The organism is Amycolatopsis sp. NPDC004079, from assembly GCF_040610415.1.
Lineage (GTDB): Bacteria > Actinomycetota > Actinomycetes > Mycobacteriales > Pseudonocardiaceae > Amycolatopsis > Amycolatopsis halotolerans.
Genome location: NZ_JBEXMH010000002.1, coordinates 317,236 through 343,500, shown reverse-complemented (window position 1 = coordinate 343,500; position 26,265 = coordinate 317,236). Strand labels below are relative to the sequence as shown.

At 69.5% G+C, this 26,265-nt stretch carries 21 protein-coding genes; 14 read left to right on the top strand and 7 right to left on the bottom strand.

All coding sequences use genetic code 11. From position 1 onward, the window contains the following. On the top strand, positions 1 to 183 hold the full coding sequence (locus ABZX37_RS03520) for a hypothetical protein (RefSeq protein WP_354735576.1): 183 nt from the start codon (positions 1 to 3) through the stop codon (positions 181 to 183). After that, entirely contained in the window at positions 180 to 647 is a 468-nt protein-coding gene (locus ABZX37_RS03515) for a hypothetical protein (RefSeq protein WP_354735574.1), read from the top strand. Before ABZX37_RS03520 ends, ABZX37_RS03515 begins: the two co-directional genes overlap by 4 nt. Here ABZX37_RS03515 and ABZX37_RS03510 read toward each other — a convergent pair. Continuing rightward, complete coding sequence (locus ABZX37_RS03510; protein ID WP_354735572.1) at positions 628 to 2,979, bottom strand: alpha-L-fucosidase; 2,352 nt, start codon at positions 2,977 to 2,979, stop codon at positions 628 to 630. The two genes, ABZX37_RS03515 and ABZX37_RS03510, sit on opposite strands and share 20 nt — an antisense overlap. A gap of 381 nt (positions 2,980 to 3,360) precedes the next feature. On the opposite strand from ABZX37_RS03510, the gene ABZX37_RS03505 reads away from it, so the two are divergent. From ABZX37_RS03505 to ABZX37_RS03450, 12 genes are all read left to right on the top strand, one after another. Next, positions 3,361 to 3,639 (top strand): DUF1905 domain-containing protein, encoded by a 279-nt coding sequence (locus tag ABZX37_RS03505; protein WP_354735570.1) that lies wholly within the window; start codon positions 3,361 to 3,363, stop codon positions 3,637 to 3,639. Positions 3,640 to 3,691: 52 nt separating this feature from the next. Further along, positions 3,692 to 4,714, top strand: coding sequence for an LLM class flavin-dependent oxidoreductase (locus ABZX37_RS03500; protein ID WP_354735568.1), 1,023 nt, complete (start codon positions 3,692 to 3,694; stop codon positions 4,712 to 4,714). 145 nt (positions 4,715 to 4,859) lie between these two features. Beyond that, positions 4,860 to 6,968: an acyltransferase family protein gene (locus ABZX37_RS03495; protein WP_354735566.1), complete on the top strand. Its 2,109-nt coding sequence runs from the start codon at positions 4,860 to 4,862 to the stop codon at positions 6,966 to 6,968. A gap of 3 nt (positions 6,969 to 6,971) precedes the next feature. Further along, positions 6,972 to 7,610: a hypothetical protein gene (locus tag ABZX37_RS03490; protein WP_354735564.1), complete on the top strand. Its 639-nt coding sequence runs from the start codon at positions 6,972 to 6,974 to the stop codon at positions 7,608 to 7,610. Positions 7,611 to 7,850: 240 nt separating this feature from the next. Next, positions 7,851 to 8,969, top strand: coding sequence for a cobalamin-independent methionine synthase II family protein (locus ABZX37_RS03485; protein WP_354735562.1), 1,119 nt, complete (start codon positions 7,851 to 7,853; stop codon positions 8,967 to 8,969). Between the two features lie 294 nt (positions 8,970 to 9,263). Further along, the gene (locus ABZX37_RS03480; RefSeq protein WP_354735560.1) at positions 9,264 to 10,526 is read left to right on the top strand and encodes an AarF/UbiB family protein; all 1,263 of its coding nucleotides are present in this window, start codon (positions 9,264 to 9,266) and stop codon (positions 10,524 to 10,526) included. Then, a complete protein-coding gene (locus ABZX37_RS03475; protein WP_354735558.1) occupies positions 10,523 to 11,461 on the top strand; it encodes a DUF1702 family protein in 939 nt (312 codons plus the stop codon). The genes ABZX37_RS03480 and ABZX37_RS03475 overlap by 4 nt, the downstream gene beginning before the upstream one ends. Further along, positions 11,458 to 13,377 carry a CRTAC1 family protein gene (locus ABZX37_RS03470; RefSeq protein ID WP_354735556.1) on the top strand — a complete coding sequence of 640 codons (1,920 nt, stop codon included), beginning with the start codon at positions 11,458 to 11,460 and terminating at the stop codon, positions 13,375 to 13,377. Before ABZX37_RS03475 ends, ABZX37_RS03470 begins: the two co-directional genes overlap by 4 nt. Continuing rightward, on the top strand, positions 13,374 to 14,306 hold the full coding sequence (locus ABZX37_RS03465; protein ID WP_354735554.1) for an enediyne biosynthesis protein UnbU: 933 nt from the start codon (positions 13,374 to 13,376) through the stop codon (positions 14,304 to 14,306). Before ABZX37_RS03470 ends, ABZX37_RS03465 begins: the two co-directional genes overlap by 4 nt. Then, positions 14,303 to 19,516: an SDR family NAD(P)-dependent oxidoreductase gene (locus tag ABZX37_RS03460; protein ID WP_354735552.1), complete on the top strand. Its 5,214-nt coding sequence runs from the start codon at positions 14,303 to 14,305 to the stop codon at positions 19,514 to 19,516. Before ABZX37_RS03465 ends, ABZX37_RS03460 begins: the two co-directional genes overlap by 4 nt. After that, on the top strand, positions 19,513 to 19,944 hold the full coding sequence (locus ABZX37_RS03455; RefSeq protein WP_354735550.1) for an acyl-CoA thioesterase: 432 nt from the start codon (positions 19,513 to 19,515) through the stop codon (positions 19,942 to 19,944). The genes ABZX37_RS03460 and ABZX37_RS03455 overlap by 4 nt, the downstream gene beginning before the upstream one ends. A 12-nt stretch (positions 19,945 to 19,956) precedes the next feature. Next, the gene (locus tag ABZX37_RS03450; protein ID WP_354735548.1) at positions 19,957 to 20,634 is read left to right on the top strand and encodes a winged helix-turn-helix transcriptional regulator; all 678 of its coding nucleotides are present in this window, start codon (positions 19,957 to 19,959) and stop codon (positions 20,632 to 20,634) included. Between the two features lie 458 nt (positions 20,635 to 21,092). On the opposite strand, the gene ABZX37_RS03445 is transcribed toward ABZX37_RS03450, so the two are convergent. From ABZX37_RS03445 to ABZX37_RS03420, 6 genes are all read right to left on the bottom strand, one after another. Beyond that, positions 21,093 to 21,824, bottom strand: a complete 732-nt coding sequence (locus ABZX37_RS03445; protein WP_354735546.1) for a twin-arginine translocation signal domain-containing protein — start codon at positions 21,822 to 21,824, stop codon at positions 21,093 to 21,095. Positions 21,825 to 22,262: 438 nt separating this feature from the next. Further along, positions 22,263 to 22,877 carry a 3,4-dihydroxy-2-butanone-4-phosphate synthase gene (locus tag ABZX37_RS03440; RefSeq protein ID WP_354735544.1) on the bottom strand — a complete coding sequence of 205 codons (615 nt, stop codon included), beginning with the start codon at positions 22,875 to 22,877 and terminating at the stop codon, positions 22,263 to 22,265. Next, positions 22,874 to 23,446 (bottom strand): NAD(P)H-dependent oxidoreductase, encoded by a 573-nt coding sequence (locus tag ABZX37_RS03435; RefSeq protein ID WP_354735542.1) that lies wholly within the window; start codon positions 23,444 to 23,446, stop codon positions 22,874 to 22,876. The genes ABZX37_RS03440 and ABZX37_RS03435 overlap by 4 nt, the downstream gene beginning before the upstream one ends. A gap of 33 nt (positions 23,447 to 23,479) precedes the next feature. Then, positions 23,480 to 24,268, bottom strand: a complete 789-nt coding sequence (locus ABZX37_RS03430) for a creatininase family protein (RefSeq protein ID WP_354735541.1) — start codon at positions 24,266 to 24,268, stop codon at positions 23,480 to 23,482. A gap of 22 nt (positions 24,269 to 24,290) precedes the next feature. Further along, entirely contained in the window at positions 24,291 to 24,698 is a 408-nt protein-coding gene (locus tag ABZX37_RS03425) for a RidA family protein (RefSeq protein ID WP_354735539.1), read from the bottom strand. Next, positions 24,695 to 26,062, bottom strand: coding sequence for a cytosine permease (locus tag ABZX37_RS03420; RefSeq protein WP_354735537.1), 1,368 nt, complete (start codon positions 26,060 to 26,062; stop codon positions 24,695 to 24,697). Before ABZX37_RS03420 ends, ABZX37_RS03425 begins: the two co-directional genes overlap by 4 nt. Positions 26,063 to 26,265 lie beyond the last annotated feature (203 nt).

Sequence of the window (26,265 nt, the reverse complement as noted above, 5' to 3'; positions counted from 1 at the left end):
ATGTCTGAGGAATGGTTCTACAACACGCGAACGAACGAGGTCGAACGCGGCCGCCAAGCGCGCGGCGTCGACCGCCTCGGCCCGTACCCGGACGAGGCCACCGCGCGACGGGCGCTGGAACTGGCGCGGGAGCGTACGGCGGCGGAGGACCGGTCCGACGCGGAGTGGAACAACCCGCGGTGACGTCCCCGGATTTCCGCGGCGCGTCGACCGTCGGCGAGGCGATGCTCCGGGTGCCGAAGGTGCTCGAAGCGTCGGCGACCGTTGGCGAGGTGCGAGGGCTTTTCGAGGACGATCATGTGCATGCCGCGCTGGTCGTCTCCGGGGAGACTTTGCTGAGCGTCGTGGAGCGACCGGATCTCGACGGGCTGGCGGAGGCGCTTCCGGCGTATCGGGCAGGTCGGTTGACTGGGCGGGTGGTTGGCCCGGAGTCGGATCTGTACGCGACGTGGCTGGGGATGTCCCGGCGCAGGCTGGCGGTGGTGGACTTGAGCGGTCGGTTGCTCGGCCTGTTGTGTTTGAAGCGCAGCGGCCGTGGCTTCTGTTCGGACGCCGATGTCGCGGCCCGTGCGCGGGACGGGGAAAGCGGCTGCCGGGGCGGCCAATCGCGGACCGCCCCGGCTAGCGTCAGCGCCAGTCCACTTTGAACACCCACGAGTGCTTCCCCGCCGCCCGCGCCGCCGCGGGGACGTCAATTACCAGACGGCCGTCGCTCTGACTCCAGTGCAACGGACCGCCGTAGCCGAGCATCGACACGCGGTCCCCGGGGCGGATCGGGACTGGGGCGTCGACCACGAGCTGCGACCCGGGCGCGACGAGCGACATGAGGTAGAAAGCCGAACCAGGCCGCACCGTAAACCGCAGGTCGCCGAGCTGGGCCATCCGCGACCAGTAAGTCGTGCCGTAGATCGCTTCCCCGTTGGTGCGCAGCCAAGCCCCGGTCTCGCGCAGCCGCTGCTGCATCACGGCCGGGATGGTGCCGTCGAAGTCGGGGCCGATGTCCAGCAGGAAGTTGCCGTTCTTCGACACCACGTCGACCAGCGTGTGCACCACGTCGTCGGTGGTCATGTACTTGTCGTCCGGCGTCGCGCGGTTGTAGCCGTAGGAGTACGGGTCCAGTCCCCGGCTTGACTCCCACTTCGCGACAACAGTGTTCGGGTACGTCGTGTACTCGGGCGTGGTGAAGTCGTGGTCCGGGATGCCGCCGCGGTCGTTGTAAGTCACGTCCTTGGGGCGACGCCGGTTCTTGGCCCGGTTGAAGTACTCCGTGAGCACGTCGCGGCTGTCGTTCACACCGCCGATGTCGAACCACAGCACGTCCGGGTCGAAGCCGTCGATCAACTCCAGCACCTGCGGCGCCTGCAGGTCCTTCACGAAATCGCGTCCGGCGGTGTAACCGGTGTAGGGCACCGGCGCGCCGGTGTACGGGTTGCGCGGCGGGTGGCCCATCCACGGGTTGTCCGGGTTGAACCACTCCGGCAGCGAGAAGTAGAGACCGTTGCGCAGACCGGGCGTGTACTTGCGCGAGGCGGCGAACAGATCGGCGACGAGATCCCGGCGCGGGCCGAGCTTCTTCGCGTTGCGGCCGCTGACCTTGGTGTCCCACAAGGCAAAACCGTCGTGATGCTTGGACGTGAGCACGTAATACTGCGCGCCCGCGTCCTCGATCAGCTGCACCCACGAACGCGGATCGAACCGCGCGGCGGTGAATTTCGGGATGAAGTCGTCGTAGACGAACGATTCGCCGTACGTCTTCGCGTGATAGGCGTAGGTGGGGCCGTTGGGATCTTGCTGGTTGTTCCAGTACCACTCGGCGTACTGCTGCCCGACCGGAGCCCACGCGGGCACCGAGTACACGCCCCAGTGGATGAAGATCCCGAATTTGGCGTCGCAGAACCAATACGGCGCGCGATGCGTGGACAGCGACTCGTCGGTCGGCCGGAAGTCCGGGATGCCGAGCGGCACCGGCAGCGACCGGGTGGCGATCGTCGAACGGTCGGCGAGCACGCGGATCCGGCCGGTCGCGGGGGTTCCGGCGGGCAGGCCGCGGTCGGGGGCGAGGCCGAGCCGCACGGTGGTCTGCTCGCCCGGAGCGAGGCGGGGGATCGGTGCGGGCGTGCGGACCCGGCCGCCGGGGACGTCGAGCGTGACGGTGATCCGGTCGCGCGTTTCGAGCCAGACGGTGCCGGTGTTGACGATCGTCGCTTCGACGGCTTGCGGACCGCCGTCTTGCAGGAGGTTGGCGGTGGCGCGGGCGTCGAGGACGGTGGCCGAACGGCCTTGGGCGATCGGCTGCATTGTCAGCGCGAACACGTGCAGGCTCGGCACATTCGCGGCGGGCGGGGCGGTCTTGGGCAGGGTCAAGGCGACCGCTTCGCGCGCCGGGTCGATCCACACCTGCGCTGTGCTGATCGACACCGGGTTCTGGTCGGCGACCCCGCCCGGGCCGTAGCGGAAGGTCGAGACGACGGCACCGCCGGAGCCCCACCAGTCGGAACCGGACAGGCTGGCGGTGCTGGTGCTGCCGTCGGCGTAGTGGACGGTCGCGTCGCCTCCGGTGCTGCCGTAGCTGCACGCGACGAGGAACGCGGCCCCGTAATACCGGCCTTTCGGCAGGTCGATGCGCTGGCCGAGCGCGATGACGTTGTTCTTCGCCCCGGCGGCGGCCGAGCCGAGCAGATAAGGCACGCCGCCCGCGGTGACCGTGGTTCCGGCCGCGATCTGCTCCGCCGGGAAGGTGTAGCCGGAGCCGTCGAAGTTCCCGTCGTGCGCGCTCGCGGAATCGATGCCGTCGTTGTCGAACCAGGCGTCGAGAGGGACGGGCACCGGCGGAGGCGGCGGGACGACCGGTGCGCCCGCGCCGTCCGTGACCACCGGTTGCGCTGGCCCGCTCGCGGCCGCCGCGGTGCCCGCTGTCCCGAGCAGCACCGCGCCGCCGAGTGCCATGCCGAGTGCGTGCCGACGAGGAAAGGTCGTCATGGAACCTCCACAGTGAAGTCCAGTGATCCGATGCCTAGCGGGGATTTCTCGATCATCAGCGGAGTTGGAGCAAGCGAGTGGCCGATACATCTGATGAATCATCGTCGGCGCGCACTGAGGTGCTGTCAAGGAGATCCCGCTCAGCGGAGCGGGGCGTGCGTCGGTCTCGCCCGGGGATCGCGCCGCACCGACCTCGTCAGCACCCTGACCGAACTGGTCGCACCGCGGGAGCCGTCCGAGTAGCCCGGGCTCCGGTTTCTCGCCGATCGACGCACCCGCGGCTGAAGTTCTACGATCCGGATCCCGGACCGGCGTCGAAATCCGGGGACCAGGTTCGTACCTCGGGGTAAACAGTCATCCGAGGCGAAGGAGCACCCGATCATGAGCGAACTCAACGAGGAATTCACCGCGACCCTGCGCAAGAGCCCGGCCAAGGGCGGCCACACCTATCTGGTCTGGCCGGGCTCGGCGGAGTTCTTCGGCACCCGCGGCCTGGTGAAAGTCCGCGGAACCGTCGACGGCGAACCGTTCCGCGGCTCGTTCATGGCGCTGGGCGACGGCACCCACAAACTCCCGGTCAACGCCGGGCTCCGGAAGGTGATCGGCAAGGAGGCCGGGGACACGGTGACCGTCGTCCTGCTGGAACGCCTCGCCCGCTGAGCCTCTCCGGGCGTCCGGGAATGATGCCGGGTAGTTGAACGTTTGAGCATCTGTGAAGAAGATTGGCTTCCTCTCGTTCGGCCACTGGTCGGCGAGCGCGCACTCCGAGACCCGGTCGGCCTCCGACTTCCTGCACCAGTCGATCGACCTGGCGGTCGCGGCGGAGGAGCTGGGCGTCGACGGCGCGTACTTCCGCGTGCACCACTTCGCGCGCCAGGCGGGCAGCCCGTTCCCGCTGCTCGCGGCGATCGGCGCGCGGACGTCGAAGATCGAAATCGGCACCGGCGTGATCGACATGCGCTACGAGAACCCGCTGTACATGGTCGAGGACGCGGGCGCCGCCGACCTCATCTCGCGGGGCAGGCTCCAGCTCGGCGTCAGCCGGGGATCCCCCGAGCAGGTCATCGACGGCTGGCGGTACTTCGGCTACGCCCCCGCCGAGGGCGAGACCGAGGCCGACATGGCCCGCGACCGCGTCGAGGTCTTCCTGAAGCTGCTCGAAGGCGAAGGCTTCGCACAGCCGAACCCGCGCCCGATGTTCGCCAACCCGCCCGGCTTGCTCCGCCTGGAACCGCACTCCGAAGGTTTGCGCGACCGCATCTGGTGGGGCTCGGGCTCGAACGCGACGGCCGTCTGGGCGGCGAAGCTGGGCATGAACCTGCAAAGCTCCACGCTGAAAGACGACGAAACGGGCGAACCGCTGCACGTCCAGCAGCGCAAGCAGATCGAGGCCTACCGCGAAGCGTGGAAGGAAGCAGGCCACGAGCGCGAGCCGAGGGTTTCGGTGAGCCGCAGCATCTTCGCGCTGACCAACGACCAGGACCGCGCGTACTTCGGCCGCGACCGCAACTCGCGCGACCAGATCGGCATGATCGACGAAAACACCCGCGCCATCTTCGGCCGCTCGTACGCGGCCGAGCCGGACGAACTGGTCCGGGAACTGAAGGAAGACGAGGCGGTGCAGGCCGCGGACACTTTGCTGCTGACTGTGCCGAACCAGCTGGGCGTGGACTACAACGCCCATGTGCTGGAGAGCATCCTGACTCACGTCGCCCCGGAACTGGGCTGGCGCTGACCGCGGACCGAAGAGGGGGACGGCGTGGCTGCCGCCCCCTCTTTCCGCACGTCGCGTCGGCGATTCGGCCAGCCCGTGCCGAGCCCGTCGGCCGGTCCCGCTAGCATCACTGAGTTTTCAGCGGGGCGGGACATAAGGGGCGGAAATGGGCACGGGGACGTTGAGCGGGCCGGTGCGGCCTTCGCAGTCGTCAGGGGAGCGAAGACCGGCGTTCCGGCCGGACATCCAGGCGTTGCGCGCCGTGGCGGTCGGGCTGGTCGTGCTGAACCACCTCTGGCCCTCGCGATTGACCGGCGGTTACGTCGGCGTCGACGTCTTCTTCGTCATTTCCGGCTTCCTGATCACTTCGCATCTCGTTCGCGAGGTCGCGAGCACCGGGCGGATCCGGCTCGCGAAGTTCTACGCCCGCCGCGTGCGCCGCCTGCTGCCCGCGGCGTTTCTCGTGCTGGCCTTCATCATCGTCGCGGCGTACTTCCTGATGCCCTATCCGCGCTGGGAGTCCAACGCGCAGGAAGTCATCGCGAGCGCGCTCTACTGGGAAAACTGGCTGCTCGCCGCGCATTCCGTCGACTATTCGCACTTCACCCAGTCGGCGAGCCTGTCCCAGCACTACTGGTCGCTGTCGGTCGAGGAGCAGTTCTACCTGTTCTGGCCGCTGCTTCTCCTGCTGCTGTTCAAGATCCGGGCGCGACGGGCGCGGATCGCCGGCGTCGCGATCGTCGGGGCCGCCTCGCTGGGGTTCAGCATCTGGTTCACCGACGTGTCCAAGAGCCAGGCGTACTTCGTGACTCCGGTGCGAGTGTGGGAGTTCGCGCTCGGCGCGTTGCTGGCCTTCGGCGGCGCGAAGTACCTTCTGCCGAAGATCGCCGCGAACGTGGCCGCACTGGCCGGTTTCGCCGCTATCGCCGTCGCAGCGATCCTCTTCGACGACCAGACCGCGTTCCCCGGCGCGACGGCGTTGTTGCCTGCCGTCGGCACCGCACTGGTCATCTTCGGCGGCAGCCGCGAGGGACGGCAATGGCACACCCCGCTGTCCTCGTCGCCTCCGGTGCAGTGGCTCGGGAATGTCAGCTATTCGCTGTACCTGTGGCATTGGCCCCTGATCATGCTGGCCCCGTTCGCCTTCCCCGGCGCGCTGGTCGCCGGCATGCTGACCTGGCAGGTCAAGGCTGGCATCGTGGCCGCGTCCCTGATCGCGGCGCACGCGTCGAAGCGGCTCGTCGAGGACCCGCTCCGGACCTGGCGGCCGTTGAGCCGCACCGCCGGGGCGACCTTCGCCGCCATGGCGGCCGGAATGCTCGTGGTGTGCGCCGCGGCGGGCGGCCTGACCTGGACGTACGAACGGCACGTCGACCAAGCGGCGCGCGACCTGGCCGCCGAGATGACCGGCCCCTGCCACGGTGCGAGGGCGCTGATGGCGGGCAATGCGTGCGCCGATCCGTTCGGCCCGGCCAGGAGTGTCGAGATGGGCCCGGCCAACCGGTACTACACGGCGCCCGCGGACTGCCCTCCGCCGCTGTCGCAGTACTCGGCGAGCGACGGCACGAAGACGACCACCAAATGCGATTTCAGCCAGGGTGCGGCCAATCCGACCGTGGTGTGGCTGGTCGGCGACTCGCACGCCCAGCAATGGCAGGGCCCGCTGCTGAGCCTCGCCCGCAAAAACCACTGGCTGATGTACACGAGTTACCTGGGCGGCTGCCCGTTCGCCGGAATCCAAGCCCTGAACTACCACGGCACCGCCCTCGACCGGCGGTGCATGGCCTGGACGAAGCAGATGGCCGGCGACATCGCGAAAACGCGGCCCACGTACGTGTTCACGTCGTTCTACAGCAGGCACGAGCGAGCCGAAGACCACAGTGGACGGTCGCAGGCGGAGCAGTACCAGGACGGGCTGAACTCGTACTGGGCACAGTGGACCAGTGCCGGCGCGACGGTGTTCGTCATGGCCGACCCGCCGCTCAACGGACTCGTCCGCGCCACCGACTGCGTAGTGCTGAATCCGGACGACCCGCAGCAGTGCGCGGTCGCCCGGTCGGTCGCGCAACCGGCGGACCCGCTGACCGCGGCGGCCAAGGCGAGCACCGACCCGAAGGTCCGGCTGCTCGACCTGACCGACTACTTCTGCGACCGGCAGCGCTGCTACGCGGTGATCGGGAAGGTCAGCGTGTACTACGACGCCGACCATATGAATCTGGACTACAGCTTGAGTCTTGACCAGGGCATCGCCGCGGCCGCGGGCCTCCCGGCTTAGGAGATGGCAACCGACGGGAACGCGAGCTCGGCCGGCAAGGAAATCGAAGAAGTCTTCGCGGACCGGCTCAAATTCGAACACGAGCTGATCGGGCAGCGAGTCACCTGGCTGATGACTTTGAACAGCATCCTTGTCGGCGCGATAGCGGTCGTGGCTGCGAACGCTGAAAAGACGGCTGGTTCCTATGTGGTTTCCGGGGTGTTCCTGGTGGCCTCTGTGATGGGAACGATCAGCAACGCGTCCTGCTTGTTCTCGAACTACTGGGCTACTCGCGCGATCAGCGAAGCCGGGCGTGTTCTCGCGGACTCCTGGCGCGGTCTCGACCCTTCCGAGAGATCGCGAAGACAGCTCCGGATGCGCCTTTACGGCCGGGATCCACGGTCTTTCGACGCCGCGGCCGGTTCAGCGCCGAGTCACGTTCTTCATCCCTGGCTCATGCTTCCCAGCTGCTTCCTGCTCCTCTTTTCGGTCCTTCCGTTCTTAAGCGGTGCTGTCGCGGCTGGCGGCAAAGAAATTCCGAGCGGATGGGCGGCGCTGACGCTTGTCTTGACACTGTCCCCTTTTGTCGTCCTTCCGATGCTTGATCTCCGGCGTCGTCGCAGCGCGCAGCCTGATCCCGACACAAGCGTGTCTGAAGGTTGAGGACCGCGTACGGCAGACGCGTGTGCGACCTGGCGGTGCGACGACCTGGCCGGGAGTGCGGAACGCGGCGTCATCGCCGGATAAAAACCTTTTTTTAACACTCCGCCAATAAAGTGAACTCACAACACTGCTCCACCGTGTCAACACCCTCAAGCCGGTAATGGCACGAAAGAAGGATTGCAGCGTCCTCCCGTGTTCTTTCCCGTGTCGCCCGGCCCCGGTCGCTTCTAGGCTCGCCGCATGACCATTCCTTCCGAGCCCATCGGCAGCATCCCCCGTTCACCCGAATTGCTCGGCGCCCTCGCCGCGCGGCAAAGCGGGCAGCTCGGCGACGCGGCTTTCGCCTCCGTTCTCGACCGGGCCGTTCGCGAGACCATCGAGGCGCAAGCGGCGATGGGCGCGACCGTGGTCACCGACGGCGAGCAGCGCAAACCCAGCTTCGTCACCTACCCGATCGCGGGCTCGGCGAACCTTTCCGCGGACGGCGTCGTCATCCCGTTCGCCGACGGGCATCAGCGGCAGTTGCCCTGCCTGACCTCCGGGCCGTTCCGCTACCAGGAGCACGCCGAGCGCTATGTGCGGACCGCGCGGGAGTGCACGAAAATTCCGGTGAAACAGGCGGTCATCGCGCCTTCCGCGCTGTCTCTGTTATACCCGGCATCCGGGATCGACGGCTATTCGCGCGAGAATTTCCTCGACGATCTGGTCGACGGCGCCGAGGCCGATATCCGCGGGTGCCTGGACGCGGGCGCGCACGTTGTCCAGCTGGATTTCACCGAGGGGCGCCTGTCGCTGAAACTCGATCCCAGCGGGCAGATCCTGCGCGATTTCGTCGAGCTGAACAACCGGGTCCTGGAGAGGTTCAGCGAATCCGAACGCGCGCGCATCGGCGTCCACACCTGCCCGGGCGGCGACCTCGACTCCACGCACAGTCTCGACGTCGACTACGCCGACCTGCTTCCCGCGCTGTTCCAGCACACCGCGGGCAATTTCTATCTTCAGCTAGCCAGCGAGTCCGATCCGGACCGGGTCTTGCGCGTCATCGCGGACCAGCTCAGGCCGGGAATCCGGGTGTTCGTCGGGGTGATCGACCCGATCGATCCCCGGGTGGAGTCCGCCGAGGAGGTGCGTGACCGCGTTCTGTGCGCGGCACGGTACATCCCGGTGGAGCAGTTGGGAACCTGTGACGACTGCGGGTTTTCCCCGTTCGCCGACGACCAGTCGACGTCCCGCCAGACCGCGTTCGCCAAGATCCGCGCGCGGCTGGAAGGCACCGCGCTCGCGGCGGAACAGCTCGGGGTCGGTTTTCCCGCCGCCCGCGACAGCCAGGAAGCGCACCAGGCCGCCGCTGTCGACTGAGTATTGCGCGGCGTAAGGGGAAAGCGGCCGGGCGACGGCTACGCAGGGTGGTTCACCGTGCCTGGATCGTGCCAGTCGCGGTCACGACCGAGGCGGCGGCCGTGCCCCGCGGCCTAGGGGCGGTAGCGAGCCTGGCCGGTTTCCCTGCCCCGATAGGGAAACACCTTGCCCGGCCGGGTGTTTCCGCCCCGGTTTCGCTGAAACGGATGGTCTTGCGGTCACGTGGGGCACATCCCGCGCTACCGCTTGTAACGTCGGTCGTCGGGCATCCGGCCCGGGCGGCGAAGGGGAGAGATGACGTTTTCGAGGGGTGGCACGGTGGCGCTGCGGACCGCACGCGCGTTCGCGGTCCTCGCCGGACGGTCGCTGCTGCTGGGGCCGGCAACGGCGGTGGCGTGGCTGCGCGGCGAACGGTTCGAGCGAGACGTCTGGCTCGCGGACACGGTCGTGGCGCTGGGCCCGGCGTTCGTGAAGGCCGCCCAACTGTTGAGCACGCGGGCAGACATCCTGCCGCCGCGTGTGTGTCGCGCGCTTTCCCGGCTGCACGACCAAGTTCGTCCGGTTCCGCTGTGCACGATGCCGCCCGCGCTGGGGATCGCTGCGGGCGAGCCGCAACTGGTCGGCGCGGGCAGCATCGCCTGCGTGTACCGGGTGGTGCTCCCGGACGGCCAAGCTGTCGCGGCGAAGGTGCGCAGACCGGGCATTGTCCGGTCGCTCACGGCTGATCTCGCGATGCTGCAACGGGGTGCCGGGTTGGCGGCTAGGCTGCCGATGCTGCGCGGCGTGCCGGTCAACGCCGTCGCCGCACAGCTCGCCGAAAGCATTCGCGCGCAACTGGATTTCGCGAGGGAAGCGGAGCTGCTCGAAGGTTTCCGGAAGGCGCTCAGCGTCGCGGACGGAGTGACCGTTCCGGGAGTCCGTCCTGAACTGTCCACAGAGGACATTCTGGTGATGGACTTCCTGGACGGGCTGGCTCGCCGCCGTCCGGAGGATCTCGGCGAAGAAGAACGCGAGAACGCGGTCGTGCGGGCGTTGCGCGCGGTGTACCGGATGCTTTTCCTGGACGGAGTGGTGCACTGCGACCTCCATCCCGGCAACCTCTACTTCCGCGAGGACGGCTCGATCGTCGTACTGGACGCGGGTTTCACGGTCCGGCTGTCGGAGTCCGCGCGGGAGAAGTTCGCCGCGTTCTTCTACTGCATGAGCCAGGGCGACGGCGAGGCCTGCGCCGACATCGTGCTGTCGACCGCGGAAACGCACCCCGGCTCCGACACAGCGGGATTCCGCGCGGAACTGGCCGCGCTGGTCGAGAAGCACACCGGACGCAACGCGGCCGATTTCGACCTGGTTTCCTTCGCTGCCAAGCTCTTCGACATCCAGCGCCGCCGCGGCCTCCACGCCGATCCGCAGTTCGTGTTCCCGATCCTGTCCCTGCTGGTGCTGGAGGGCACTGTGCGGAAATTCCATCCCGGCGTCGATTTCCAGCGGGAGGCCCGGCCCTTGCTGGTCACCGCCCTGATGGAACACGTCGTGGCCGCGCCGCGGGAAGCGAGGTGAGCCCCGGAATCCTGGCCAGGGCGCTGCGCCAGGACCTGAGCCAGGTCGACTTCGGACTGCGCCGGTTCCGGCTGCGGCCCGGCCCGGCGCGCGGCGTCCTGGAATCGGCCGGACGCGCGTTCCTGACCGGATTGAACGCCTCGATCGAGCCAGGCAGCGAGGCACTCGGCCAGCAGGTCGCCGCGCTCGAACCCGAATCGCGCGGGTTCGCGTTCGAGGGCGCGGGAATGGGCTGCGCCCTGCTGGACGTGCTCCTCCCGCTCCGGCGCGCCCGGGTCGCGGCACTGGTGCACGGACCGGCCGCGGACTACCCGCACCTCGTGCACGTCGGCGTCGGCTGGGCCTACGCCCGGCTGCGGCTGCGCCCCTTCCGAAGCACCGCGACAGATCCGCTGCTGCGCTGGCTGGCCTGGGACGGATACGGCTTCCACCAAGGCTTTTTCCACACCGACCGGGTCGTCGGACGGCACCGCGTCGAACCCGGGCTCGGTCCCGGACCGCGACAGATCCGCGACCAGGGGCTCGGCCGGGCGCTGTGGTTCTGCGAATGCGCCGACCCCGACGGTGTCGCCCTGCGGATCGCCGAGTTCCCCGCAGCGCGGCAGGCAGACCTGTGGAGCGGGATCGGCCTCGCCGCGACCTACGCGGGCGGTGCCGACGCCGCCGAACTCGCCCGGCTCGCCGACCTGTCCGGCACGTTCCGCGCGCACCTGGCACAGGGCTGCGCGTTCGCCTGCGCCGCGCGGCGGGTCAGCGGAATCGTGCCCGCGCACACCGACAAAGCGGCCGAAGTGCTGGCCGGAGCCAGTACCGACGTCGCGGCGGACTGGACCGACCAGGCGCTCGGACAGCTCACGCCCTGTCCGTCCACGCTCGCGCACTACCAGCGCTGGCGCGCGGACATCCGGTATCTGTGGGAGAGGAAGAGCCGATGAGACCCTTTGTGCGCCGGCATCTGGCCCGCGTGGTCGCGTTGTTCGGCTGCGCGGCGGTGTTCGCGTTCACGGTCATTCCGCAGCCGTCCTTGGCGGAGGAAACCGAGCTGGCGAACCAGTTCTCGTTCACCGCCGCCCAGATCAGCCCGGACAACGCACCCGGCGGACGGCACCTGCGGACCGTCGCCCCGGCCTACGACCAGATCCGGTCGTGGATCTCCTCGGTAGGCGCGGCGACCGCGCTGTTCGCCGCGGACGGCGGCCCGGTCGCGCACGACGTCTGCCTGGTGGATCCCCGCACGGACACGGTCACCGTCGAACCCGCGCCCGGCACGGGCGCGCGGTACCAGCCGTTCACGCTGGCCCCGTCCGGGCTGGAGATGCCGTCTTACGCCGCTCCGATGGGCTGCCTGCCCGTCGACGTGGACGAGAACGGCCGCCAGGACGTCGTCGTCTACTACTGGGGCCGTTCCCCGGTCATCTTCGAGCGCCTGCCGGGGAACACGCCGTCGGCGGCCGCGTTCCGGCCGCGCGAGCTGGTCAGCCCGTGGCAGGTCTGGAACACCAACGCCGCGACGATCGGCGACTTCGACGGCGACGGGCACCCCGACCTGGTGTTCGGCAATTACTTCCCGGACGGCGCGCGCGTGCTCGACCCGACCGCGCACCAGCCCGAGCTGACGATGAACGATTCGCTGTCCCACGCCGCGAACGGCGGCACGCTCCGGCTGTTCCGTTCCGCTGGCTCCGGCCGGTTCGCCGAAGCGCCCGACGCCTTCCCGCCGGACACCCGGACCGGGTGGGCGCTCGCGCTCGCCTCCCAGGACATCGGCGGCCGGGGGCTGCCGGATCTCTACGTCGCCAACGATTTCGGCCCCGACCACCTGCTGGTCAACGAGTCCGCCCCGGGCCGCGCAGCGTTCCGCACGGCGACCGGGACGCGGCACGCGACGACGCCCAAGTCGAAGGTGCTGGGCAACGATTCGTTCAAGGGCATGGGCGTCGCCTTCGCCGACCTCGACGCGAAGGGCGTCCCGGACATCCTGGTCAGCAACATCACCGAGCCGTACGCGTTGCAGGAAAGCAACTTCGCCTACCAGTCCACTATGGGCCGCGCCGAAACCGCCGCCCGGTTACGCGACGGCGTGGCGCCCTACGACGACCACAGCGAGGACCTCGGCCTGTCTCGCACCGGATGGTCGTGGGACGTCAAAGCCGCCGACTTCGGCAATTCCGGTTCCGAGGAAGTCATGCACGCGACCGGTTTCGTCGCCGGCGAGGTGAACCGGTGGGCGCAATTGCAGGAGACTGCGATGTCGAACGACCTCGTGCTGAGCCGTCCCGCGCTGTGGCCGCGATTCACCGAGGGAACCGACCTGTCCGGACACGACCACAACACGTTCTTCGCTCGCGACGCGGACGGCCGTTACGTGAACGTCGCGGACCGGATCGGCGTCGGCACCGACGCGGTCAGCCGCTCGTTCGCGGTTGGCGACGTCGACGGAGACGGGCGGCTCGATTTCGTCGTGGCCAACCAGTGGGCACCGTCCACTTTGTATCGGAACACCTCGCCAGCCGGTGCGTTCCTCGGGCTGCGCCTGCGAAAGCCTGTCGGCGACAACGCGTGCCGCGCGGGAGCACCGGGTCCGACGTCACCCGCGATCGGGGCCGAAGCGGAGGTTGCCGCGCCGAGTGGCGGGCACCGGTTGCAGCAGGTGTACCCGGCGAACGGGCACAACGGCGTCAACGCTCCCGACCTGCACTTCGGCCTGGGCAGCGAACCGCCGTCCTCCGTGCCGGTCCGCCTGGCGTGGCGGGACGGCTGCGGACACCGCCACGACGGTTCGGTTTCGCTCGCGCCGGGATGGCACCAGTTGCGGCTCAACCCCGACGGCACCATCGAGGAGGACCGGTGACCAAGTCTCCGAGCGAACGCCGTTCCGCTGCCTTGCGCCGGTTCGGCGCGTCGATCACCGTGCTGACCGTGCTCGGCCACACCGTGCTCGGCTTCGAACAGGCGTATCTCACGCCGGTGGTCGCCGTGTTCGCCGCGCTGACCGCGGAGATCGTGCTGGAGTCGGTGGAGGCCGCGACCTCCGGACGCCGTCCGCGGTACCTCGGCAAGCCGGGCGCGGTGGTCGACTTCCTGCTTCCCGCCTACATCACCGGCATGGCGTGCGCGATGCTCCTGTACGCCAACGACCGGTTCATGCCGACCGTGCTCGCCTCGGTCGTCGGCGTCGCTTCGAAGTACATCGTGCGGGTGCGGATCGGCGGCAAGAGCAGGCACGTGCTCAACCCGAGCAACGTCGGGATCGTGGCGGTCCTGCTGCTGTTCGGCTGGGTCGGCATCGCGCCGCCGTACGAGTTCACCGAATGGGTCACCGGCTGGTGGGGCGCGGTCGTGCCCGCGTTGCTGCTGATCGCCGGGACCATGCTGAACGCGAAGCTCACCGGCAAGGTGCCGCTCATCCTCGGCTGGGTCGGCGGCTTCCTCGGCCAAGCCGTGCTGCGCGCGCTGTTCACCGACATCTCGCTGGTCAGCGCGGTGCTGCCGATCACCGGCACGGCGTTCGTGCTGTTCACCAACTACATGATCACCGACCCCGGCACGACGCCGTCCTCCCGGCGGAACCAGGTCTGCTTCGGGCTCGCCACAGCCGCGGTCTACGGCGTCCTGGTGCAATTCCACGTCGTGTTCGGCCTGTTCTTCGCGCTGACGATCACCTGCGCGCTGCGGGCCGCGGTGCTCGCGGTCGCCGCCCGGAAGAGTCCTCAGTGGACTGTCCTGGTCCCGGCGCAGCGGACCGCCGCCGAGCCCGTGCCGGCCCGGGAACCCGCGTGACCCGCCGCGAACCCGGCGAGCCGATCGCGATCGTCGGGATGGCCTGCCGCTACCCGGACGCGGACGACCCCGCGCAGCTGTGGGAAACCGTGCTCCACCAACGCCGCGCGTTCCGGCAACTGCCGCCCGGGCGGCTGGACCTCGCCGACTACTGGAGCGCCGACGCGAGCGTCCCGGACCGGACCTACAGCACCCAGGCCGCGGTGCTGGCCGACTGGGAGTTCGACCGGGAAGCGTTCCGGATCCCCGGTTCGACCTTCCGCGCCGCCGACCCCGCGCACTGGCTCGCGCTGGAAACCGCGGATCGCGTGCTGGCCGACGCAGGTCACCCGGCGGGTGCCGGTCTGGACGCCGACCGGGTAGCCGTCGTCGTCGGCAACAGCCTCACCGGCGAGGTCACCCGCGCCCGGGCTCTCCGGCTGCGCTGGCCCTACGTCCGCGACGTCCTGCGCGCGACGCTCGACGACGTGGACCTCACAGCGGTCGAAAAGCGTTACCTGGCGGCATTTCCCGAGGTCGGGGACGAGACGCTGGCCGGGAGCCTCGCCAACACCATCGCGGGCCGCATCTGCAATCACTTTGGCTTCCACGGCGGCGGGTACACAGTGGACGGCGCGTGTGCCTCGTCGATGCTCGCCGTGATCACCGCCTGCCGCGCACTTCGGGACGGCGGAGCCGACTTCGCGCTGGCCGGGGGAGTGGACCTGTCGCTCGACCCGTTCGAGCTGGTCGGATTCGCCAAGACCGGCGCGCTCGCCGCCGAGGAGATGCGGATCTACGACGAGCGTTCGGCGGGATTCTGGCCGGGCGAGGGCTGCGGGATGCTCGCGCTCGCCCGCGCCGAGGACGCCCACGCGGCGGGATTGCCGGTGTACGCGGAAATCCTCGGTTGGGGCGTCTCCTCGGACGGCCGCGGCGGTATCACCCGGCCCGAGGCGGACGGGCAGCTGCTCGCGCTGCGCCGGGCGGTCGAGATGGCTGGGATCGAGCACGCGGAGATCGGCCTGTACGAGGGACACGGCACCGGGACAGCGGTCGGCGATGTCGTGGAGCTGACCGCGTTGAACCGGGCTCGTTCCGCGGCCGCTTCGGCCGCGGCGCTCGGCTCGGTCAAGGCGAACATCGGGCACACGAAAGCGGCTGCCGGAGCGGCCGGAGTGGTCAAGGCCGCGCTGAGCGTGTCGTCCGGGCTTCTGCCGCCGACCACCGGCTGCGCGATGCCGCATCCGGCGCTCGGAGAGACCCTGCGGGTGCTGCGTGCTCCGGAGCCTTGGCCGGGCGGTCGCCGGTTGGCCGGGGTGAGCGCGATGGGCTTCGGCGGCATCAACACCCACGTCGTGCTGGGCGCCCCGGCACGGCCGCGATCGGTGCGGTCGCCGGTGACGGACCGTTCCACGCCGGAGTACGACGTCATCTCCGTCAGTGGTACGGACTCCGCTCTCGTCGCCGCTGAACTGGGCCGGATCGCCGAGGTGGCGTCACGCCTGTCGCGAGCCGAACTGCACGACCTCGCCTGCCAGTACGGCCGTCGGAACCCAGCCGGGCCAGTCCGGGCGGCGCTCGTCGCCCGAACCCCAGCCGAACTCACCGCTCTCGCCACCCGCGCAGCTGCTGAGATGCCTTCGCTGACAAGCGGACAGCTCTCGACGTCACCGGGCTCCTGGCTGGGAAACGCCGTCTCGGGCCGGGTCGCGTTGCTGTTCCCCGGGCAGGGCGCGAGCGGCGCGGAGCCAGCCGACACCGCGCTGGCCCAGCCCGCGATCTACCGCGCGTCCCGGACAGCGCTGTCCTGGCTCGAGGAACTGGGCGTGACCGCCACCGTCGCGATCGGGCACAGCCTCGGCGAACTGACCGCGCTTACGTGGGCGGGCTGCCTGTCGGCGGAGGACGGTGAACGACTGGCTGTCGAACGCGGCCGGATCATGAGCGAATACGGCACGTCCGGCACCGGGATGCTCGCTGTCGCGACGAGTGCGGCCGAAGAGCTCCGCGCAGGGACAGACGTCGTGCTCGCCGCCGACAACTCCGCTGAGTCACAGGTGCTTTCTGGCACGGTGGCCGAACTTCAGGAGGTGGCTCGCGAGGCCGAGCGGCACGGTTTCCGGGTCACGTGGCTTCCGGTATCTCACGGTTTCCACAGTCCCGCCATGGCCGCCTGCGCCGCCCCGTGGCGCACATTCCTTGGCAGCATCGAGCTTGCTCCAGTACGTCGCACGGTGATGTCCACTGTGTATGGTCGGCACCTCATCGAGGACGATGACCTCGTCGAACTGCTCGTCACGCAACTCTGCGCGCCAGTCCAGTTCCGGAGCGCGGTGGAGGCCGTCGACGCGGACTTGTTCTGCGAAGCGGGTCCCGGTCGTGCCCTGAGCACCCTGGCCGCTGGGAAGACCCCGACGGTCAGCCTGGACATCGGCGAATCCGGCGACCGCGCAGCCGCCGATTGCGTCGCCGCGCTGTTCGCCGCCGGTGCTGCCGCGAACCTCGTTCCCTGGTTCGCCGGACGGGCCGCGCGCCCCATCGACCTCGACCGCGAACCGGAGTTCTTGACGAACCCCTGTTCCGTGGCGCCGTCGATGATCCCGGCGCCGAGGGAGGCCATGGACGCCGCTCCGGCCCGCGACGCCGCCGCGACGGTCACCGGCCTGCTCGCCGAGGCCACCGAACTCGACGCGGCACTCATCGGCTCCGACGCCCGCCTGCTCGCCGATCTCAACCTGAGTTCGCTGCGGGCCACCCAACTCGTCGTAGAGGCGGCCTCGGCGCTCGGGCGGACGCTGCCGTCGGTGTCGATGGCGTTCGCCGACAGTTCGGTCGGCGAGGTGATCGCGGAGATCGAACGACTCCCGGAGACCGCGGAACCCGACCTGGAGGCACCGGGCGTGCGGCCGTGGCTCGCCTGTTTCACCGAGACGCTGGTCCCGTCCCGGCCGGAGCCCTGGCGTCCGACGGAAACCGTGTACCTCGCCGACCCCGAAGACATCGATGCGCTGCTCGATGCCGGGCAAAAAGCCTTGCATCACAAGGCGCTCGTAGTGGTGACGCATGACTGCGCGATCACCGGCTTCTTCCGCTCACTGCACCGCGAACATCCCGACCTCGGCATCACTCTCGCCCAGGTACCGGTGCGTGCGAAGGATTTCTCCTCGCTCCATGCCGAACCCGGCCAATTCCGCGAACTAGTCCTCGGCGAGGACGGCACCTGGTACGAACCCCGTGAGCAGCTTGTACCCGCGGTGCCCGCCGAAACGCCACTCGACGACCAAGATGTGCTCCTGGTCAGCGGCGGCGGCAAAGGCATCGGCTACGAGTGCGCGCACGCACTGGCCAGCACCACTGGACTCGCCCTCGCCGTCCTCGGCCGCTCTCACCCGGAGACCGACGAACTCCTCCAGTCCAATCTGGACCGGCTCCGGGCGGACGGTATCCGCGTCGCCTACGAGGCCGCCGACGTCGGCGACCCCGACGCTGTCGCGCTGGCCGTGGAAAAGCTCACCGCCGAAACCGGGCCGGTGACCGCTTTGCTGCACGCGAGCGGTATCAACGAACCCGCCCGATTCGCCGATCTGACCGCTGACCGGATTCGCGCGCACCTGCGCCCGAAGGTCACCGGGCTTCGCGCGTTGCTCGCGGCCGTCCCGCCTGAATCGCTGAAACTGCTGGTCACGTTCGGATCGGTGATCGGGTCGGCCGGGATGGCGGGGGAGTGCCACTACGCGCTGGCCAACGGCCTTCTGTGCGCCGAGGCCCGGCGGCTCGCGCGAGAACTGCCGGACTGCCGGGTGCTCGACATCGCCTGGTCCGCGTGGTCGGGATCCGGCATGGCCGAACGGATGGGCGCGGCGCAGGCTCTCGCCCGCTCCGGAGCCACGCCGATCCCGGTCGAGGAGGGAACAGAACTGCTCCTGCGCCTGCTGCGCACGCCGGCGACGCCCGCCGACGTGTCAGTGCACGGACGCCTAGGCGAGGTACTCCCGACGGGAACAGGCCGGTTCCTGCAGCGGATCCGAGCAGGCCATCCAGGCGTCGAACTCGTCGCCGACTCGACGTTCTCCCTGCGCACGGACCCGTGGCTGGACGGCCACCGCGTCGACGGGGCGGCCCTGCTGCCCGCAGTCGTCGGGCTGGAAGCCCTGGCGCAGGCCGCTTCGACAGTCGTGGGCCGGGCCCTGACGACCGCCTGCGACGTCAGGTTCGACCGTCCGGTCGTCATCCCCGACACCGGCGAGCACGTCGTCCGCGTGTGCGCGCTGCGGGAGGGCGACGTCGTCACCACCGTGCTGCGCTGCGCCGAATCCGGCTTCCTCGTGGACCACTTCAGCGCCACGTTCCCTCTGTCCTCAACGGAAAGCGAAGCCGTACCGCCGGAAGTTCCCGACTGCGGCCGGATCGAGCCGACCGACCTCTACGACCGGCTGCTGTTCCACAATGGACAGTTCCGCCGGGTCTCGGCGGTCGCCGTCCCGGATCCGTGGTCCTGCCGAGCCACGATCACCCCGAACGACGAGCCCTGGTACACCTCGGTGCTCGGCGACCCAGCCGCCCACGACGCCACTGTGCACGTCCTGCAGTCATGCGTGCCGACGCGCCGGCTCCTGCCCGTCGCCTGCGACCGCGTCGACTTCGACCCGCGCGCCAGGGGGCGATGGGAACTCCGCGGCACCGAACAACACGCCGCCGACGGTCGTTACACCTGGGACGTCCTGGCCACCGACGCGGAAGGCCGACCCGCCGTCCGATGGACCGGCCTGTGCCTGGCGGACACCGGATCCCTGCCATCCGACCGGCCTTGGCCCCAGGCCTTGCTGTCCGTGGCACTCACCCGGACGGCCGTCGCGCTCGGGCTCGACCCGTCGCTGCGAGTGTCGCTCGGCGAACCGTTCGCTGTAGACGCAGACGGCTCCTGCCCGGTCGCCGGTGCCTGGGAATTCGTCGAACCGCACGAGCCGCCGGATCCCGCACTGCTCCGGGTGATGTCGGGCCCCTGCGACGAGCCCGCCGAATTCCTGGCCGCACGAGCCTCGACAGTCACCCGATGCCTGACCCAGGTGAGCGCAAGCCCTGCGGAGGCAAGGCTTTCCGGCGCGTACGACGGTGGATGGCTGGTCCTCGCCGCCGGAAGCGCCCGGATCGCCTCCGCCGTGTTCACCGTGGACGGATACCGGTTGCCCGTCGCGATCGCCCTGCTCACGGTTGGCGGCACCGCATGACCCCGGTTTACCGGTACCGCCATCCCGTGACGCTGGAGGAGACCAACCTCGTCGGCAACGTCTACTTCGCGCATTATGTTCGCTGGCAAGGACATTGCCGGGAACGGTTCCTCGCCGAGCACGCTCCCGACGTCCTCGCCTCGCTCACCGACGGCTTCGCCGTGGTCACCACCGGCTGCGGCTGCGAATACTTCGGCGAACTGACCGCCGGGGACGTCGTCGAACTCCGCATGACCCTGACCGAACTCGACGGCCACCGGGTCGCGATGGCGTTCGACTACTACCGGACCGAGGTCGCGGTGCCGCAACTCGTGGCGCGCGGACATCAGTCGGTCGCCTGCATGACCCGCGGCCCCGCCGGACTGGAGCCGGTCCCCGTTCCCGGGCAACTCCGGACAGCCCTCACACCGTACTTGAAAATCCAGTAGTACGCTGGGGCGGTGACGACCACCGCAAGAGGGGAGCGGCAGTACCGCCAGTACTGCGGGCTCGCCGCCGCTCTGGACACTGTCGGCGAACGCTGGACGCTGCTCATCGTGCGCGAACTGCTGCTCGGCCCGCGCCGCTACACCGAGCTGCTCGCGGACCTGCCCGGCATCGGCACCAATCTCCTGGCGGACCGCCTGAAGAAGCTGAGCGCCGCCGGAATCGTCGAACGCTCCGAAACCGGCGCCGGACACGCGTACCGGCTCGGCCCGCTGGGCGGGCAGCTGCGGGAACCGGTGCTGGCGCTGTCGAAGTGGGGCATCGGGCTGCTGGGCGAACCAAGCGCCGACATGATCACGCGGCCGCACTGGGCGCTGCTGGCAGTGCAGTCGATGGCGGACGCGAGCCGGTTGCCGGAGGTGGCGGAGACGTACGAATTCCAGGTGGACGAGGAGACCTTCCACCTGACCCTGGACCACGGCGCCGTGACCACGGCGCGCGGACCCGCCGATTCGCCGGTGCTGAGCATCCGCACCGACGCGACGACATTCGTCCGGATCGGCGCCGGAGCGCTCGGGCCGTTCGAAGCGCTGGCGACCGGGAAGCTGACGTTTGCCGGAGACGCGGACGCGGTGGTCCGATGCTCGACGGTGCTGGGCCTGATGGAACGGCCCGGTCCGGCCGCGGAGTGAGGGCGGCTGTTGCGGAGACTCAGCGGCGGGGGCTTTCGTGCTCGCCGGTTATTCGAGCCTCGGGGTGCGGAGTTCGGCGGTGCTGGTCACTGACGAAGCGGCCTGGTCCGGCGGGCAGGTGACGGTTCGTCCCGCGAATTCGCGGCCAGGGGCTGCGCTCTCGACGATCAGCCGAGCCTCGTAGCGGTGGTGCCGACGGTGCTGAATTTGTGCAGCGGCCGACAATGTGGACGGTGGGCCGGACCTTGATGGTTCCGGAGCCGGATGGCTCACGTTCCACATCGAAGATGCGGGATTAGAAGGCGCGGCCATCCCCGTCCGCGTGCGGTGCCTCGACCTCGAGACCGGGAAGCTCGCCTCGGTCGGAGAGCCCGCCGCAGGCGACGGCACCAGACCCGAAGAAGCGACCCGGCCCACCCGCGCACGAGGGGGACCGGGCCGCTCAGCAAGGCCGGATCTCAGAGTCCGCCCACCTTCACCGGGAATTTCTGGATCGTCGCGATCGTCGTGTCCGGGTCGTCCGGCAGCACCAGGTCCACCGGGTTCTGCAATTGGTAGAGGTCGCCCCGGGGCGGGAACTGGGTCAGCTTCCCGACCAGCATCGCCGGGTCCTTCGTGGTCAGCACCAGCGGCTCGTACGCCTTCCGGGACTGGATGCCCGCCCGGCGCAGCAGGCCCTCGGGCTGGTCGATCGTCATGGTGAAGCTCAGCACCATGATCTGCTCGTAGCGCGGCGGGAACCGCTGGGTCAGCTTGAGCAGGCTCTTGGCGTCGACGTCGATGTCGTTCTGCTCGATCGTGATCGTGCCGCCGCCCTGGTCCATGCCGGCGGCGCCGGGCAGTTCGGCCGACACACGGTGGCCGACGACCCGCAGCCGCACCGAGTTGACCGGATCGTCCGGGTTGACGTCCACCCGGACCTTGATCCCGCCCCGGAAGTCGACGCTGACCAGGGACGTCCTGATCTGCAGCGGAGTGTTGATCGCGAGGCAGCTGCACGGGATCTCCGCCCCGATCGGCGGCAGCCCGGTCTGCTGCGGGAAAGCCTGGGCCTGCTGCCCGCCCAGCAGACCGCCGGCCGCGACCCCGCCCACCCCCAGCGCGGCCGCGGCGGCGGCCCCCTTCAGGAAGTCCCGCCGGTCCTTGCCGGAACCGGGCTCCTCGGGTTTCTCGTCGTTCGGAGCAGGCATCCTCTACCTCCGCAGGTGCGTGTCGAAGACTCCGTCTCGCTTGAATTTAAGGTAGTGGCAGCCGAAGCGGCCAGAGATCGGGGGAAGATCGACCTGGTCGTGTCCGTCGCCGATGACCCACGGCGACCGGGCCGGGGGGACCGGGTCAGCCGGACAGGCGACACCGGTCGTCGGATCGGGTGTCGCCCGCCCCGGGGCCGTCGGCGAAAGCCCCGACAGCAGGGAAACCCCGGCTCGCAAGACGGCGTGCCAGGTGTCCACAAAGGACCTCCGAGGGAGCGCGTGCCGAATTCGCGGGTGAGGTCGTTGCGCATGGAGGAGGCCGCCACCGTCTGGGGAGCGATGATCCAGGAGACGGCGCGGCCCGAGCCGAAGCGCTACGCCGTCGCCCAGCAGACCGGCAAAGTCCTCCGCCAGCGCGTGGACGCCGCCGGGCAGTCACCCTCCATATTCAGGAACACGCGAGCAACTCCGGAGAACCGCAGCCGTGTCGAGCACCGGCAACCCGTGCGCGGCGGCGAAGGCAGCTGCTTCATCCGGCGTGGCCATTCCCCTCGGATCCGAAGGGCTGACCAGCGCGGCAAAAACAGCCGCCGCGGGCATTCCAGCCAGCAGGCACAGTTCGACGGCCGCTTCGGGGATCGCGAGCCTGCCGCGGATCCCTCGCGGGTCCGTAGCGTAGGGCAGCACGTGGCCGGGCCGGTGGAGGTCCTCCGGCCGGGTGCCGCGGGAGGCGAGGCGACGGATCGTCTCCGCCCGGTCCGCGGCCGAGATTCCGGTGGTGACGCTGGTCGCGGCGTCGACCGCGACGCACCAGCCGGGGCCTCGGCGGAAACTCGGGCGCATGGGCGGCAGTTCGAGCGCGTCGCACCGGTCGCCGGGCAGTGCGACGCCCACCAGCCCGGACGAGTGCCGGACGACGAACGCCAGCGTGCTCGTGGACGCTTCGGCCGCGGGCAGGATGAGGGCGGCGTCGTCGGCGGAGGAGAGCACGAGCGGCCGTCCGGGCGCGAGCAAGGTGCCGAGCGGGAGCACGTCGAGGGAAGCAGTCATGCGACGGTCCGGATCTCCGCGGTCGCGAACCGTGCGACTTGCTCGGCGACGGTGGCGAGTTGTGCGGCGAGTTTCCGGTCAGCGACACCGCCGTCGGCGGAGAACGGCTGGCCGGTCGAATCGACCACGACGCCGAGCGGGGTCGGCCAGCCGCGCAGGGCGTGGACGGTCGAGCGCAGCGACGTCAGTGTCGTCACCCCGGCCTGCGGCCCGTACGCGCTGACGATGCAGCCGACGGCGCGTCCGTGCAGGTAAGGGCGGTCGTCGTCGGCGAGGTCCTGGAGGTAGTCCAGGGCGTTTTTGAGGAGACCGGACAGGCCGCCGTGGTATCCGGGGGTCGAGATCAGGACGCCGTCGGCGCGGCGGATCGCGTCGAGGAACGCGGTCGCGGACGGGGAACGATGCGCGAGATCCGGCTCGTACATGGCGAATCCGAGGTCTCGTGCGGTGAACAGTTCGGTGCGGGCCCCGTGCGCCCGCACGTCTTCGAGGACCGCGCGCAGCGCTCGTTCGGAGGAGGAATCGGGGCGGACAGTGCCGCCGATGCCCACGATCAGGGGTTTGTGCATGGTGGACCGGCTTCCTGCGGGGAAGGGACTGGGCTAGCGCGTCCGGGCGGAATCGGGGAAGTCGAAACGCGCGACTTCCGCGAGCTGGTCGCCCAGAGTGCCGACGAGCGACTTGAACCCGCGCGCGCCCGCCTCGGCACTGGCTAGCGTCGGGTCGCCGAGGTAGCCCTCGGCGCCGAAATCGTTGGCCAGCCAGCCGAAACTGACGCTGCCGCCGAACCGGGCGTGGACGTTGTCGGCCATCTGCGCGGGGATCCGCCGCTGCGCGGAGCCGAGGTCGACCAGGTCGGGGCGCAGGTGCAGCACCAGGGACGTTTCCGCGGCCCCGCCGTGGATCCCGAGCCCGTTTTCGCTCGCCGCCCAGGCCGGGTCATGCGACTCGGGGAGGAAAACGTTGACGGCGAAGGTGAGGAGGCCGTAGGCCAGGCGCAGATCGCGCAGCGCGGTCTGGATTTCGGACACGTTCCCGCCGTGGCCGTTCACGAGGGCGAGCCTGCGGATGCCGGCGGCGGCGACCGAGCGTCCGATGTCGTCGAGGGTCGCGGCGAAGGTCGCGGTGGACAGGGAAAGGGTTCCTGCCGCCCAGGTGTGTTCGACGGAGCGGCCGTAGCTGATCGTCGGCAGCAGCCACAGGTCGAGGTCTTCGCCTTGTGTGGCAACGACTTCCTTCGACACTGCTTCGGCTACGAGCGCGTCGGTGGCCAGCGGGAGGTGCGGGCCGTGCTGTTCGATGGCGCCGACGGGCAGCACCGCGACCGAGGACGGTCCGCGGACGGCCTCTACTTGAGAGGCCCTCAGCTCGGCGAAAAACCGGGAAGCCATCAGGATTCTCCTTCCAGTGCGTTCAGGAGCCGAGGTAGGCGACGGCCCGGATTTCCACGCGCATCTCGGGCGTGGCCAGCGGGGGATAGATCAGCAGCGACGCGTACGACCGCTCGGACAGCAGCTTCGGCGCGTGCTCGGCCAGCCACGCGTCGCGTACCCGCATGTACTCCGCGCGGTCGGCGGGATCGGCGAGGAACTGGTCGAACTGCACGATGTCCTCGAACTCCGCGCCCGCGTCGGCGAGCAGCCGGTGGACGCGGTCGAGCGTGACCAGGGTCTGCGCGGCGACGCCGTGGGCGGGCCGGCCGTGTTCGTCGGTCACGCCGTCGATTCCGCTGAGGAAGACGAAGCCGCCCGCCGCGGCCCCTCTTCCCCAGGGCTGGACCGTCGTGCCGTATTTCAGCGGGCCAAGCGCTTGTTTTGTCACTCGTCGGCCTTTCGGTAGCGTCGGATGAGGTAGTAGGCCAGGGCGGCCACCGCGCCCGCGACCCACGGGGTGAGGTCGCCGAACTGCGGGAAGCGGGCCGCGAACGCGCCGGTGTACAGGCTTTGGTCCATGAACGGCACGGAGACCGCGATGGCGATCACGAACGCCGCCAGGCCCGGGCGGAACCGCCGGGTGCGTTCGAAATACCGCCGCGGGTCGATCTCCCGGCGGCCGAAGACCAGCGTGTCCACGACGACGATCCCCAGCCAGGGGCCGATCCAATAGCCCATCAGGAACAGGAAATTCTGGAAGGTGCCGAACACGGACCCGGCGTTGTGCCCGGCGACGAACCCGACCGCGGTCCCCAGCACGCCGATGATGACCGCGGAGATCCAGCGGCGCACCCTGGCGCCGACCATCAGCAGGCCCAGCGAGGCGGTGTAGATGTCCAGGACGCTGCCGGAGATCGAGGCCGCCAGCAGCGCCACGAGGATCACGGCGGCCAGGCCGGACGGGATCAGCTTCGCCACCAGGTCGGTCGGACTGTCCACAGTGATCACGGTGCCGATCGCGGCTCCGACGACCGCCATCCACAGTCCGGCCAGCGAAGCGCCGGAGAACGCCGCGACCAGCACGCGACGCCGCGACGTGTCGCGCGGCAGGTAGCGCGTGTAGTCGGAACCGCCGATGCACCAGCCGAACGTTCTGGTCGAAGCGAGCGCGACGGTCGTCAGCATGCCCCCGGCGACCCCGCCCGCGCCTCGGTGCAGGACGTCGCCGGACGCGGCGAGGTCGCCTTTCGCCAGGCCGTACCAGGTGAGGATCAGGAACAGCGCGGACGCGACGATCGCGAGGAAGCGTTCGGCCTGGTGCACCAGATCGTGCCCGACGATCGCGATGACGATCTGCACCGCGGCCACCGCGACGAGCGAAACCAGGAACGGCAGCCCGAAGAGTTCGCGGACGATATAGGCCCCGAGCACGGTGTTCACCGCGAAGTAGCCGAGTCCGGTCAGGCACAGGAGCAGGACCGGCAGGAAATTGCCGTAGTAGCCGAACGGGATGCGCGACTGGATCATCTGCGGCACCCCGGCGCGCGGGCCCATCGAGGCGGCGAAGCCCAGCAGCACGCTGCCGATCAGGATGCCGATGGCCAGCGAGAGAACGGCTTCGCCGAACCCCAGGCCGAGGAACGCGGTGGGAATGGCGCCGACCGCGAGCGCCGAGTACTGCAGGTTTCCCGCGAACCACAGGGAAAACGCGGAACGCGGCGAACCGTGGCGCTGGTCGTCGGGAATCCTTTCGATGCCGTGGTGTTCGACGGATACGGCGGGTGCTCGGACTGCGTGGGCGTCTTTGACCATCTGTCCTCCAGCGGAAGAACCCCCTGCGGCGGATTCACCGTCCATGTTGATATAGGTAACACGGCTGCCACAGCCTGCGCTGAGCCTTCGGGGGATGTCAAGAGCTTGTTTGGGCTTGACACTCCGCAGGTCGAGCCGCACAGTGTTGATATTAGTTACATTTTGCGTCTGCTCACAGCCCGGCCGAGCCGGGAGGGATGGAG